The sequence below is a fragment of the Nonomuraea sp. NPDC049624 genome, assembly GCF_040675255.1.
Taxonomy (GTDB): domain Bacteria; phylum Actinomycetota; class Actinomycetes; order Streptosporangiales; family Streptosporangiaceae; genus Nonomuraea.
The window spans coordinates 388,107-401,385 of the sequence record NZ_JBFAOR010000009.1 but is presented as its reverse complement, the minus strand read 5'-3'; the positions used below and the strand labels follow the sequence as shown (position 1 = coordinate 401,385).

Below are 13,279 nucleotides of genomic sequence, written 5' to 3'. Positions count from 1 at the left end.
CCGTCACTTCTCCTTCGCTTGCGAGCCGAGCTGGAGGGTGTGCCAGCCGGGGGTGAGCGTGAGCTCCTGCTGGTGCCGCTGCCCGGCGCGGTCGCGCCAGTTCAGCTTGACCCGCACGGGCCCGGTGACGTTCGCGCCGAGGCCGATGTGCACCGCGTGCGCGCGCTTGCCGGAGTGGCCGCTGCCGCCGTCCACGCGGCCCATGAAGGAGCGGCCGTCGGGCGTGGTGGCGGTCACCGTCGCGCCGATCACCGGCGATCCGGCGGCGGGCAGCGGGCCGGCCGCGGAGGGGGTGTCGTGCAGCAGGCGCAGCCCGAGGAACGAGCCCGCCGACCGGCTGGTGTTGAGGTAGAAGGCGGGGGCCTCCCACTGGCGGGCCACCGCGAAGTCGATCAGGCCGTCGCCGTTGACGTCCCCGGTCGCGATGCCGCGCGTCGGCACGGGCACGGCCAGGCCGAGCTGCTCCGACAGGTTGGCGTAGCGGCCGTCGGGGCCCTTGGCGAAGAAGGCCAGCGTCTGCGCGCCGGCGATGTCGCCGCCCTCGGTGACGTTCGGCCACGACTTGGGGTTGCTGGTCACGCCGTCGTTGGCGGCGGCCAGCTCCTGCAGCGGCGGCCACCGGTTGACGTCGCCCTTGACGAACCCGGTCGCCTGGACGATCTCGTTCTCGCCGTCGTTGTCGAAGTCCTCGATCTTCGGGTCCCAGCCCCAGCCGGACCAGGCGGTGCGCAGCTCGGCGCTGAGGTCCTTCCACGGCGCCTTGCCCTGCCGCAGCTTCTCGCGCAGCTCGGCCTGGGTCTTGACGGTGGACAGGAACGTGAAGTTGCTCTCCTGGATGCCGTACGGGGTGGTGATGTTGCTGACGAAGAAGTCCAGGACGCCGTCGTGGTTGAGGTCGCCGGCGTCCGAGCCCATGCCCTTGAAGGAGTCCTCGCCGAGCACCTTCGACTTCGGCACGCCGATCTCGTGCGTCCCGACGGTGGGGGAGAACGTGATCTTTCCGGGGGAGGAGGTGTTGTAGAGCAGGTGGTCGGGTCCGAAGTCGTTGTTCAGCAGCAGCTCGGGCAGGCCGTCGCCGTCCAGGTCGGCGCTGGTCGCGCCGAGCTCCCAGCCGGTGGAGACGTCCGGCGGCAGCACGCCGTCCAGGCGGGTGAAGCCGCCGTTGCCGGTGCCGCGGAAGAAGTAGTCCCGGCCGCCGTTGACGGCCTTGGACAGCGAGTGGTTCATCTGCACGCCGCCGTCCACGCGGCTGTCGAGGACCGGGCTGCCGTCGGGGAAGTAGTTGCCGACGAAGATGTCCTGCCGGCCGTCACCGTCGAAGTCGGCGACGGTCGCGACGTTGCTGTTCCACACCTCGCCGGTGTACTTCGCGCCGCCCGCGTTGGGCACCAGCTCGGCCGCGTCGAAGGCGGCGGCCTCGAACCGGGTCGCGGTCGGCCGCTGCAGGTGCAGCGTGGGCGTGCGGCCCCACCAGTAGACCAGCAGGTCCGTCCGGCCGTCGTCGTTGTAGTCGGCGGGCACCGCGCCCATGGGCGCCATCGCGTCGGTGACCGGCAGCGAGCCGAGCGACAGCGCGAACGGCCGGTACCGCTCGCCGCCGCCCTCGACCGGCGCCGGGGTGACGACCACCTGGTCGGTACGCGGGTCGACGATCACCAGGTCGTCGTCCCTGCCGTTGCCGTCGAGGTCGTTCAGCGCGATCGCGGCCCCCACGGAGGAGATCCAGGCGTCGATGTGCTTGTAGGCCTGGTTCACCTTGCGGACGGTCTTGGCCGGGCCGCCGCCCGGCATCGCGATCGCCAGGGACTTGAAGCCGTACGCGCCGGCCATCTCGGCCTTGGTCGCGTCGGAGGCGAAGGTCGGGTGGCCGATCGCGAAGACGGCGATCATCAGCGCGAGTGCGGCGACTCCCGCCGCCTGCTTGCGCAACCACGCGGCTACCGAGCTCACGAGGGAACACCTCCATGGAAGACGAACGTCTCGGCGATACGCCGGCGCCACGCCTCGTAGGCGGGCGGCGAGTCCTGTGCTGTCGCGGTGGGGCGGGTCGCGCGGCTCACCTCGGCCGCCTGCTCCGCCGTGGTGCCGCAGAGAACGCCCACGGCCGACTCGGTGTGCGGGAAGAGCAGCCCGGCGCGGATCCTGGCCTCGGCAGCGAACACGCTGCCCTGGGCCAGCGGCCCCCGGTGCGCTCCGGCGCGCTCGCGCAGCCACCGCAGCTCGGCGTCGTCGGCGCCGCCCGCGTAGGTGGCGGCCAGCCCGATGCCGGCGTAGAGGTCGGCGTGGCGGGACTCGGGGAACCGTTCGAGCAGCGTGACCGCCCGCTCGGCGCTGGTGCCGGCGACGAACCACAGCGCGCGGCCGATGCCCTGGTCGAGGGCGTGGGCCGCGTAGTCCTCCTGGCCGGCCGGCCAGGAGAAGCGGGGTTCGCGCACCTGCTGGTGCACGTACTTGTCGGTGTGGAAGTAGGCCTGGTGGAAGCCGTACCCGTCGTGGACCAGCCACAGCAGCAGCGGGTCCAGCAGCCGGGGCTTGGGCCACAGGAAGCGGGGGAGCCGGGCCATGGCCCAGCCGATCCCCACGTAGATCATGTAGTTGTGGTGGTGCCCGCGTCCCCGGAGGCAGGCGTTGACCCGGCGCAGGTCGCCGAAGGTCATGCAGTCCAGGATGGCGAAGCCCATGCCCGCGCCTTCGTAGGCGAAGCCCCGGAAGCGGGCGGGCACCTCTTCGAGCCGGTCCTCGGCCTCGGCGACGGTGCGCGACTCCACGGCGTGGGCGTAACCGGCGAGAAAGTATTCGCCGACCGTCTCCAGTAATTCGGTGGACGCCGCGTTCTTCACCCAGAAGCCGCGCGTTTCTACCTTTGTCTCGCCGACGTCCGGCACCAGAATTCTGCGTCTCAGTGACCGCAATGCGCTTGCCAATTGAGCCTCCGCCGCTTATAGCCCGAACAATCCAATTTCATTGACACATGCCGTCCGGTGGCCGGACAACTTCGGCTTTGCTCAGCTCGGAGGCTCATTTTTGGGCGTGCGAAAGCGAATGTCGTGCTTATTCCGGGAAACGCTCAGCGGGCCGGGAGCTCGGCCTCGGCCGCGAAATGCGCGCGCACCCTGCCGCGCCACAGCTCGTAATCCGGGACGCGTTCCGACGTGCCCGCGGCGACTTCGCTGTCGTCGGCCAGCGCCACCGCGCCGGCCACGTCGAGCCCCGTCAGCACCGCGCCCGTGGCCGCCGAATGCTCCGGGACGAAGCCCGACCAGTGCCGGGCCTTGGTCGCGAACACCGAGCCCTGGGCCAGCTCGCCCCGGTGCTCCCCGGCCTCCTCGCGCAGCACCGCCGCCGCGCCCGCCGCGCAGCCGGCGAACGTGGCCGCCAGCCCGACCCCGCTCCACAGGTCCGCCTGCCGCCCCGGCGCGAACGCGCGCACCGCCGCGGCCACGTCGGCCGGCCTGCCGCCGTGGACGAACCACAACGCCCGGCCGACGCCCTGGTCCACGGCGCGCGGGAAGTAGGCCGCGTCGCCCTGCCAGGGGTAGGGGGCCGGCACCTGCTGCCCGTCGACGTACCGGCGGGTGTGGAAGTAGGCCAGGTCGAAGCCGTACCCGTCCACGGCCAGCCAGCTCATCACCGGGTGGTACGGGGTGCCGTCCAGGTCCGGCAGCACCTTCTTCCACAACACCCGCGGCAGCCGGGCCATGGCGAAGCCGATGCCGATGTAGGCCAGGAAGATGTGCGGCTGCCCCGGGCCCATGAGCAGGTCCCGGGTCCGCCGCCCGCGCCCGCCGCCCATGGCGTCCAGCACGGTGAAGGCCATCGTCGCGCCCTCGTAGGCGAAGCCGCGCTGCTCGACGTCCACCAGGGACAGCCGGCGCTCGATCTCCCACTGGTCGCGGACGTCGATGCCCCACTCGAAGCCGCACACGACGGCCTGCGGGATGGCCTCCAGGCGGCCGGTGAGCGCCGAGGGGACGACGGGGAAGCCGCGTGCGCCGAAGGTCACGTCGGCCAGGGATGGCGCCAGCACGAGCCGGCGCAGCGAACCGAGCAGAGACGACATGGTGTGCTCCTCCTCCAGTACCGTGAAGACCCGGGTCAGCTCGCCCAGGCCGCCAGCCGCCAGTCGCCGCCACCGCCGGCCAGCGGGCTGCGCACCAGTACGGACGGGTCTGCCCACGCCGACGCCTCGCGCTCGGCCGCCTCGGCCAGGCGGCGGAAGACCGCCGCGACGACCGCTTCGAGTTCCTCGGGGGTCGCCTGCCCCCGCACCACGGTGAGTTCCATGCCTTCGACGCTCGCCCGCGGGCCCGCGCGGCCGCAACTTCCTGCATGCCCGGTGCCCCCGGGAGTACAGGTGCGCACGGGTGAACCCGATCCGGCGGCGGACGCCGCGCCGGAGCGGGCGGGCCCCGGGTCAGGACTGGGCGGTCAGGACTGGGCGGTGTCGTCGAACTCCACCACGAGCGGGAGGTCGGCCCGGCGGCGGATGTTCAGCTTGCGGTAGGTGCGGGTCAGGTGCTGCTCGACGGTGCTGATCGTGATGTAGAGCTTGGCCGCGATCTCGCGGTTGCTGTAACCGGCCGCCGCCAGCGCGGCGACCCGGCGCTCGCCGACGCTCAGCACGCCGATCAGGTCGCCCGGCAGGGGGGACGGCGCGCCGTCCCCGTCCGCCGCCCGGCTGAGCGCGCCGATCATCGGCTCGGCCCCGCACTCCAGGGCCGCCGCCTGCGCCCGTCCGGCGACCGTCCGGGCCCGCCGGAACTCGCCCAGCGCCTCGTACGCCTCCACCAGGTCGAACAGCGCCCTGGCCAGCTCGTACCGGTCGCCGGCGAGCTGGAGGTACTCCACCGCCTGGCGCAGCAGCGCCGGACGGCGGGCCGGCTCGGAGACGGCCGCCTTGAGCCGCATCCCGATGCCGCGTCCCCGGTAGGCGCCGGGGCCGCAGCCGTCCAGGTGGGCCTTGATCAGCTCCCTGGCCTCCTCGGTCTGGCCCATCCGCAGGCACGCCTCGGCCGCGTCGGCCTGCCAGGGGATCAGCGCCGGGTTGTTCAGGCCCCAGGCCGTCACCAGCTCGCCGCAGCGCAGGAAGTCGTGCAGGGCGGCCACGAACGACTCGCCGGCCAGGTTGTAGCGGCCGCGGGCGTACAGGTAGTGCAGGCCGTAGCGGGTCTGGAACATGGCCTCGGCGACCGGCCGGTCCAGCGGGTCGCGCACGGCCTCGTGCCGGCCCATCGCGGTCAGCGCGATGACCAGGCTGGCCAGCGGGCCGCCGATGGCCACGCCCCAGCTGCTCATCGGGATCGTGTCCAGCGCGATGCGGGCGTGCCGCTCGGCGGCGGGCATGTCGCCCTGGCGGATCGCGATCTCGGCCCGGATGGCCGCCAGCCGGGCCCGGCGGCTCGGCGCCTGCCGGGCCGCCGCCTCGTCGCCGAACAGGTCGCACAGCGGCGCCGCGCGCTCGCAGCGTCCGGCGTAGGTGAGGGCGAGCAGCGAGTTCTCCACGACGTCCAGGGACATCTCGTCCAGCCGCTCGCCCTCCAGGATGCGCTCGACGGCGTCGAGGTTGTGCTCGCGCGGGCCGTGGGTGAGCACCTCGGCCAGGGCGAGCGTGGACTCCAGCCGCCGGTTGACGGCGACCGACACCATGCCGGCCAGGATGTGCTCGCGCGGCGGGTTGGCCACGTAGGCGGCCAGCGGCGGGCAGGTCACCCGCAGCCAGAGCTGCGCCACGACCAGCTCGGCCAGCGTCGCGTGGTCGGACGCCGACGCCTCCTGGTTGAGCTGCTCCAGCACGTCGCGGGCGTCCTCGAAGCGGCCGTGCCACAGCAGCGCGCGGGCCAGCACGACGGCGTCGCTGCCGTGCAGGCTGCCCTTCTGCAGCGCCTCGGTGAGCTGGTCCAGGTGCCCGGCGGGGGTGGCCGGGTTGATCCGCCACTCGGCGCGGACGAGCATGGTCATCAGCTTGGAGCGCTGGAGCTCGTCGGTGCACTCGCGCCAGGCCAGCTTCAGGTAGGCCACCGCCGACTCCACCTCGCCCTTGCGCAGCGCGGCCAGCGCGGCCTCCTCCAGCGTCGGCACCACCCACGGCGCCTCGACCCTGGCGGCCTGGAGCAGGCGGTCGGCGACCACGCCGGGCCGCACGCCGCGCGTGTAGGCCAGCTCGGCGGCGCGGCGGTACAGCTCCTTGCGCTCCGGCAGGTCCATGCCGGCCAGCACCGCCGAGCGCACCGCCTCGTGCCGGTAGCCGCCGCCGCGCAGCAGGCCGGTCGCGCCGATCGTGAGCAGCTCCCTGCTGACGTCGACCGCGGGCAGTTCGAGCATCTCGGCCAGCCCGTCGGCCTCGCCGAGCACGGCCAGGCCCTGCGCCACCCGGACGGTACGCGGGTGGCTGCGCCGCAGGCACGTCTCGACCGCCCGGACGAACCGGTCGCCGACGACCAGCTCACGCGGCGGCTCCTCCACGGCCCGCAGGTGCTGGCGGTAGTCGGCGGCCAGCTCGCCGGCCAGCAGCGGGTTGCCGCCGCTGATCGTGTGCCACTCCTCGGCGAACCGCTCGGTCGCGCTGAGCCCCACCTGGCCCGCCACCAGCGCGGCCACGCCCCTGCGGGAGAGCGGGGCGAGCTGCAGGCGCAGGCAGTGCGGCAGCCGCAGCAGGTCGGTCTCCAGCGGGCCGTCCGTGCCCTGCCGGTCGTTGAGCGCGAACACCGCCACGATCCGGGCGTTGCGCACCCGCCGCGCCAGGTAGGCCAGGCACAGCAGGGACGTGCGGTCGGCGTGGTGCACGTCGTCCACGACGACCACCAGCGGGCAACGTTCGGACAGGTCGAGCAGCACCGTGACGAGGGCGTGCACGACCTGCGGGTCGAGCAGCCGCTCGGCGTCGGCGTGCGCCGCGGTCGCCGTCCGCACGCCCTCCGCCAGCAGTTTCTCCGAGCGCTCGCGCTCCTCCTCGACCAAGGGGGCGTCCTGGATGAGCTGGCGGAGCAGGCCCAGCTGCAGGTCCTGCTCCATGCGCGATCCTGTCGCCGTCACCGCGAGCGCGCCCAGCTCTATGGCCTGCTCGGACAACGCGCGCAGCAGCGCGCTCTTGCCCGTCCCGGCGGGCCCGCTGACCAGCGCGACCCGTCCACGGCCGAGGATGGCGTTGGCGACGAGCGACTCCAGGCAGGACATCTCCTCCTGCCGTTCGATGAGAGTCATGGCCGTCTCCCCACATGTCGTGTTGCGCTCACGCTAGGCCGGGGTGGTATTCGATCTCTATCGTCCCGCCATCAGCCGCCGGTTCCTGGCCGCGCGCCGGCGTCCGGGCTCGGGAAGGGGCAGCTCGGGGGCAGTGGTGGGCGCGGTGGCGGGTGCGGTGGCGGGTGCGGTGGCCGGCGGGTGGGCGCGGCGGGCGCGGGCCACGGCCGTGCCCAAGGCGGCCAGGGCCGCGGCGGCCGCGTCGGGCGCGGCGCCGGCGCCCCACGCCGTGCCGCCGTCCAGGCCGCACCGGGCGTAGACGGTCACCTCGCCGCCGGCCGCGCCGGCCGCGCCGTCGAGGTGGTGCACGGCCCGGACCCGGACGCCGGCGGCCTCCAGCGCCGTGCGCAACGCCGCCGCCGTGTCCGATCGGGCCTGCCCGTACGCGCCGCCGTCGACGTGCAGCGTGGCCACCGTCCCGGCGAGGTCGCCGGGCAGGTCGGCGGGGTCGCCGGGGGTCAGGTACTCCTGCTCGAACAGCCGCCTGATGCGCTCCGGCTCGACCTCGCCGCGCCCGGCCTCGGCCATCGCCTGGACGGCCCGGCCCAGCTCGATCTGCAGCCCGCGCGGCAGCGTGATGCCGTACCGGGCGTTCAGCAGGTACGCCGGGCCCGCCTTGCCCGACTGGCTGGTCACCCGGACCACCGCCTCGTACGTGCGCCCCACGTCCCGCGGGTCCACCGGCAGGTACGGCACCTCCCACGGCAGCCCCGCCGGATCGTTCCCGGTACGGGCCGCCTCCCGGTCCATGGCGTCGAACGCCTTCTTGATCGCGTCCTGGTGCCCGCCGGAGAAGGCGGTGAACACCAGGTCGCCCCCGTACGGGTGGCGCGGCGGCACCGCGAGCCCGGTGCACTCCTCGACGACGCGCCGCACCCGGTCGAGATCGGAGAAGTCGATGCCGGGGTCGACGCCCTGGGTGGCCAGGTTCAGGCCCAGCGTGACCAGGCAGACGTTCCCCGCCCGCTCCCCGTTGCCGAACAGGCAGCCCTCGACGCGCTGGACGCCGGCCAGCATCGCCAGCTCGGCCGCCGCGACCCCGGTGCCGCGGTCGTTGTGCGTGTGCACCGACAGGCAGACGTGCTCGCGGTGCGGCAGGTTGCGGTGCAGCCACTCCATCTGGTCGGCGAACACGTTGGGCGTCGAGCGCTCGACGGTCGTGGGGAAGTTCAGGATGATCGGCCGGTCGGGGCCCGGCTGCCAGACGTCCATGACGGCCGCGCAGACCTCCAGCGCGAAGTCCGGCTCGGTGTCGTGGAAATGCTCAGGCGAGTACTGAAACCGAACATCACCCTCTTCGAGTAATTTATCGGCATATTTCATGACCAGTCGGGTTCCCTGGACCGCCAGGTCCTTGCACTCGTCCCGGTTCATCCCGAACACCAGCCGCCGGGCCAGCGGAGAGGTCGCGTTGTAGAGGTGGATCGTCGCCCTGGGCGCCCCGCTCACGCTCTCCACCGTGCGCTCGATCAGCTCGTCGCGCGCCTGGGTCAGCACGGTCACGCACACGTCGTCCGGGATGAGGTCGCGCTCGACCAGGAGCCGGACGAAGTCGTAGTCGTCCTGGCTCGCCGCCGGGAAGCCGACCTCGATCTCCTTGTAGCCCATGCCCACCAGCAGGTCGAACAGCACCAGCTTGCGGCTGGGGTCCATGGGCCTGGGCAGCGCCTGGTTGCCGTCCCGCAGGTCGGTGGACAACCAGCGCGGCGGCGCGGTGAGCTCGGCGTCCGGCCAGGCGCGGTCGCCGAGCGGCATCCTGGGGAAGGGTCGATAGCGGCTGATCTTCATGTCCGGCCTCACTGTCCCTCAGCTGAGCGATCCGAAATAGACGGTCGAGAAATGCGGCGAGATCAGCACGACGATGTGGTTCACGGCGGTCTCGTCCACCATGCGGAAGGTGACGACGATCTCCGGATACGCCGGCCGCAGCCCGAGCCCGACGAAGTACGGGTCGGTGGCGAACACGATGCGGTACAGGCCACGGTCGAGCGGGCGATCGGCCCACTCGCTGACCGATCCGTCCTGATCCGTACGGGTCTCGGCTTCGAGCACCCAATGCCCGTCGGCGTCATGGTCCAGGCGTACGTGCAGGTCAGCCGCACCCCGGCCGTAGACCGCGTCCTGGGCTTGCACCGCTATTCCCATCGAACCTCTCCGAGTGGTCCGCGCGGGCCGTCCGCGCACATGGCCACCCGGACGGCGACAGGTCGCGCCGCCCGGGCTCGCGCCCAAGGCTTGCGCCGCCGCCTATCCGCCGGACCTCCGGCCGCTATCGCCGTGCTATCGCCGTCCGATCGCCGCCGATCGCGAAAAGAGGCGGCCGCCTTATTTCGCGCTATCCCCGCTATCGCCGGCGGGTGCGGGGGTGGGGGTGCACAGCGTCCAACGTGCACTGATGTCCGGTGAAAAGAAGATGGATAAAGCGCGAATTGCGGGTCGTGTGAGCGTCATTTCCGAAGCCGCGGACGAGAACCGCGGTAATCACCGGAGGTAGATCGAAATGACCGCGACCACCGCCATCACCGCCCGCGTCCGTCTCACCCTCGCCCTGCTGCTCGCCGCGCTGGCCGGCTTCGCCGCCGTCGCCGCCGCACCGGCCCCCGCGCACGCCGTTCCGTCCGCCGGCCAGCACGACACCGTCAACGGCACGATGGACTGGCCGTGGGGCCTGATCGAGGGTGCCTTTCAGCGCTGACGGTGACAGGCAACACGGATCACCCTGAAACGCTCCAAAACTGGCCACATACCCAAGGGCGTTGTACCATCCACCCAACCATGGCAGAAACTTTTGAGGGGTAAGCACCAGTTACGCCACTCATCATGGCAATCACGCCCGCATTCCGGTCGCGTCGGGAAAGATCTTTGACCGAGGGCGATGATTTGTGTGAGGGGATGCGGGTGGAGTTTCGCGTGTTGGGTGCGCTCGAGGTAACTGCGAGCGAGAGACAGCTCGATCTCGGCGGGGCGCGGCAGCAGATCGTCCTCGCCGTCCTGATCCTGAACGCCAATCACTCGGTCACTCTGGACCGCCTCGTCGAGGCGATCTACGACGAGGACCCCCCGGCGACGTCGCGCGCGCAGGTGCAGATCTGCATCTCCGCGCTCAGGCGCCTGTTCAGCGCCCACGGCCACCCCGAGATGATCGTCACCACCCGGCAGGGCTACATGTTGCGCGCCCCCGCCGACGCGATCGACGCACGCCGTTTCGAGAGCCTGGTGAGCCGGGCCCGCAAGGCTCGCGACGGACGTCTGTTCCCCGAGGCCATCCAGCACTACCGCGAGGCGCTGGCGTTGTGGCGCGGCCCGGCTTTCGACGGCATCGACAGCAGGGCCGTGCAGGCGCTGGCCAGCGGGGTCGCCGAGCAGCGCGTCACCGCGAACGAGGACTGCGTGCAGCTCGAACTGGACCTCGGCCGCCACCACGAGCTCGTCGGCGAGCTGGCCGCGCTGGTCCAGGAACACCCGCTCAGGGAGGGACTGGCCGCCCAGCTCATGGTCGCCCTCTACCGCTCAGGACGGCAGGCCGAGGCGCTCCAGGTCTACCGCGACGCCCGGCGGGTGATCGTCGAGGAGCTGGGCATCGAGCCCAACGAACGGCTCCAGCAGCTCGAATCGGCCATCCTCACCTCCGACGAGAGCCTGGAGGCGCAGCCGCCCCCCGCGGCGGCCCAGGCCGAGCCGCCCGCCCGTCCGCCCGCGGTGCCCGGCATGCTCCCCTCCGACATCGCCGACTTCATCGGGCGGCAGGCCCAGCTCGACGTCATCAGGCAGCGGGTGACCGTCCCCCTGGCCGGGGACGGCCGCTTCGCCGTGCCCGTCATCGCCGTCGCCGGGCGGGCCGGGATCGGCAAGACCACGATCGCCGTGCACGCCGCGCACAGCGTCGCCACCCACTTCCCCGACGGGCAGCTCTTCGCCGACCTGCACGGCGGCGTCTCGCGCCCGGTCCACCCGATGCAGGTGCTCGACCGGTTCCTGCGGGCCTGCGGCGTGCAGGGGACGGCGCTGCCCGACACCCTCGGCGAGCGGGCCGAGCTGTACCGCATGCTGCTGGCCGACCGCAGGATGCTGATCGTGCTCGACGACGCGGCCGCCGAGAGCCAGGTGCTGCCGCTGTTACCCGGCAGCCCGACCTCGGCCGTCATCACCACCAGCCGGACCCGGCTCGGCGGCCTGGCCGGCGCCACCCACGTGGACGTCGACCTCTTCGACGCCGCCCAGTCCGTCGAGCTGCTGTCCCGCATCGCCGGGGCCGAGCGCGTACGGGCCGAGCCGGAGTCGGCCGCCGCCCTGGCCGAGCTGTGCTGCTTCCTGCCGCTCGCGCTGCGCATCGCCGGCGCCCGCCTGGCCTCGCGCCCCCACTGGGCCGTGGAGCAGCTCGTGGACCGGCTCGGCGACGAGGCCCGCCGGCTCGACGAGCTCAAGCACGGCGACATGGGCATCAGGGCCAGCCTGTCGCTCACCTACGACGCGCTCACCGAGCACGCCCGCCGCCTGTTCCGCCGGCTGGCCATCCTGCACTCGCACATCTTCTCCGCCTGGACCGGCGCCGCCCTGCTCGACCGGCCGCTGGCCGACGCCCAGGACCTCTTCGACGACCTGGTCGACGCCCAGCTCATCGAGGTCGCCGGCGTCGGCAGGAACGTCAACGTCCAGTACCGCTTCCACGACCTCATCCGCGTCTACGCCCACGAACGCCTGGCCGCCGAGGAGCCGCCCGCCGAGCGCAGCGCGGCGCTGGCCCGCGTGCTCGACGCGCTGCACCGCCTCACCGAGACGGCCAGGACGCGTGAGTACGGCCCGCCCGCCGGCCCCCACCTGCGGCCCGGCTCCGACTCGCCGCTGCCGGCCGAGCTGGTCGAGCGGCTGGTCGCCGACCCGATCGGCTGGTTCGAACGCGAGCGCCACGTGCTGCTGGCCGGCATCCGCCAGGCCGCCCAGGCCGGGTTCGTGGAGCTGTGCTGGCGCACCGCGATGAACGCCGAGCCCTTCTTCGAGCTGCACGTCTACCTCGACGACTGGCGCGAGATCCAGGAGATCGCCCTGGAGGCCGCCCGCCGGGCGGGCGACGAGCGCGGCCAGGCCGAGATGTTGTGCGTGCGCGGCACGCTGGCCCAGACCGAGCAGCACTTCGGCGAGGCCAGACGCGACTTCGAGGCCGCCCTGACGCTGTTCGAGAAGACCGGCAACGTCGTGCAGATCGCCCGGTCCCGGCGGAACCTGGCGTTCCTGGAACGCATGAACGGCCAGCTCGACGCCGCCGCGACGCACCTGGAACAGGCGCTGGCCATCTTCACCGACATCGGCGACCAGATCTCGGCCGCGCACACGCTGGACAACCTGGCCGCCATCCGGTCGGAGTGCGGCGACATCGACGACGCCAAGATCATGCTGGCGGAGGCGCTGGTCCGCGGCAAGAGCGGCGGCAGCCGGCGCATCATCTCCCAGATCCTGCACCGGATGGGCCGGGTGCACCTGCAGGCCGAGGAGTTCGCGCTGGCGGCCGGCGCGTTCGAGGAGGCGCTCACGCTGGTGGAGGAGATCGGCGACACCGTCGGCGAGTCCTTCGCCCTGCACGGCCTCGGCATCGCCCACCTGCGCAGGGGACGCCTGCGGGAGGCCGGCGACCTGCTGCGCCGGGCGCTGGCCGTGGCCGAGACCGCCCGCCACCGCCTGGCCGAGGCGCACGCCCTGGCCGGGCTGGGCGAGCTGGCCGTCACCGCGAACGAGCCGGGCGACGCGATCGGCCGCCTGCGCAAGGCGGTCACGCTGTTCCGCCAGATGCGCGCGCCGCTGTTCGAGGCGCAGACGCTCACGATGCTGAGCGAGGTGCTGGTCGCCCTCGGCGACGCCAGCGCGGCCGAACGGGCGTTGTCGCGGGTGCACGAACTGGCCGACACGGTCGACGAACGGGCCGGTCAGCGGCTGCGCGACAACCTGTCGTCGGCCGCCGGGCTGGTGGAGGGCATCGGCTGACAAGCCCTTCTTCGCCGTCATCGCGCACTGTCAGAGATGCCCGCGGGGGCCCGCCGTTGGGATT

9 protein-coding genes are annotated in these 13,279 nt (G+C 72.7%); 2 read left to right on the top strand and 7 right to left on the bottom strand.

Annotated elements, in window-relative coordinates; genetic code table 11:
* Window positions 1-3: 3 nt before the first annotated feature.
* The 7 genes from AB0J76_RS35675 to AB0J76_RS35645 all read right to left on the bottom strand — a co-directional run bounded on the left by AB0J76_RS35675 (window position 4) and on the right by AB0J76_RS35645 (window position 9,372).
* Window positions 4-1,950 (bottom strand): CRTAC1 family protein, encoded by a 1,947-nt coding sequence (locus AB0J76_RS35675; protein WP_352330164.1) that lies wholly within the window; start codon window positions 1,948-1,950, stop codon window positions 4-6.
* Window positions 1,947-2,912 (bottom strand): DUF1702 family protein, encoded by a 966-nt coding sequence (locus tag AB0J76_RS35670; RefSeq protein ID WP_364392243.1) that lies wholly within the window; start codon window positions 2,910-2,912, stop codon window positions 1,947-1,949. Before AB0J76_RS35670 ends, AB0J76_RS35675 begins: the two co-directional genes overlap by 4 nt.
* 155 nt (window positions 2,913-3,067) lie before the next feature.
* Window positions 3,068-4,060 (bottom strand): DUF1702 family protein, encoded by a 993-nt coding sequence (locus AB0J76_RS35665; protein ID WP_352325974.1) that lies wholly within the window; start codon window positions 4,058-4,060, stop codon window positions 3,068-3,070.
* Window positions 4,061-4,095: 35 nt separating this feature from the next.
* Window positions 4,096-4,284 (bottom strand): acyl-CoA carboxylase epsilon subunit, encoded by a 189-nt coding sequence (locus tag AB0J76_RS35660; RefSeq protein ID WP_352325975.1) that lies wholly within the window; start codon window positions 4,282-4,284, stop codon window positions 4,096-4,098.
* A 144-nt stretch (window positions 4,285-4,428) separates the two neighbouring features.
* Window positions 4,429-7,200, bottom strand: a complete 2,772-nt coding sequence (locus AB0J76_RS35655; protein ID WP_352325976.1) for an AAA family ATPase — start codon at window positions 7,198-7,200, stop codon at window positions 4,429-4,431.
* Window positions 7,201-7,257: 57 nt separating this feature from the next.
* On the bottom strand, window positions 7,258-9,027 hold the full coding sequence (locus tag AB0J76_RS35650) for a 2-isopropylmalate synthase (protein WP_352325978.1): 1,770 nt from the start codon (window positions 9,025-9,027) through the stop codon (window positions 7,258-7,260).
* Window positions 9,028-9,045: 18 nt separating this feature from the next.
* Window positions 9,046-9,372, bottom strand: a complete 327-nt coding sequence (locus AB0J76_RS35645) for a hydroxyisourate hydrolase (RefSeq protein WP_352325979.1) — start codon at window positions 9,370-9,372, stop codon at window positions 9,046-9,048.
* A gap of 367 nt (window positions 9,373-9,739) precedes the next feature.
* On the opposite strand from AB0J76_RS35645, the gene AB0J76_RS35640 reads away from it, so the two are divergent.
* Window positions 9,740-9,934 (top strand): hypothetical protein, encoded by a 195-nt coding sequence (locus AB0J76_RS35640; protein WP_352325980.1) that lies wholly within the window; start codon window positions 9,740-9,742, stop codon window positions 9,932-9,934.
* A gap of 215 nt (window positions 9,935-10,149) precedes the next feature.
* Window positions 10,150-13,215 carry a BTAD domain-containing putative transcriptional regulator gene (locus AB0J76_RS35635; protein ID WP_352325981.1) on the top strand — a complete coding sequence of 1,022 codons (3,066 nt, stop codon included), beginning with the start codon at window positions 10,150-10,152 and terminating at the stop codon, window positions 13,213-13,215.
* Window positions 13,216-13,279: the final 64 nt, after the last annotated feature.

What these genes read in the sequence shown, in the direction of transcription:
- AB0J76_RS35660 (WP_352325975.1), bottom strand. Translation starts at nt 4,284, where the DNA reads ATGGAACTCACCGTGGTGCGGGGGCAGGCGACCCCCGAGGAACTCGAA.
- AB0J76_RS35655 (WP_352325976.1), bottom strand. Translation starts at nt 7,200, where the DNA reads ATGACTCTCATCGAACGGCAGGAGGAGATGTCCTGCCTGGAGTCGCTC.
- AB0J76_RS35665 (WP_352325974.1), bottom strand. Translation starts at nt 4,060, where the DNA reads ATGTCGTCTCTGCTCGGTTCGCTGCGCCGGCTCGTGCTGGCGCCATCC.
- AB0J76_RS35650 (WP_352325978.1), bottom strand. Translation starts at nt 9,027, where the DNA reads ATGAAGATCAGCCGCTATCGACCCTTCCCCAGGATGCCGCTCGGCGAC.
- AB0J76_RS35640 (WP_352325980.1), top strand. Translation starts at nt 9,740, where the DNA reads ATGACCGCGACCACCGCCATCACCGCCCGCGTCCGTCTCACCCTCGCC.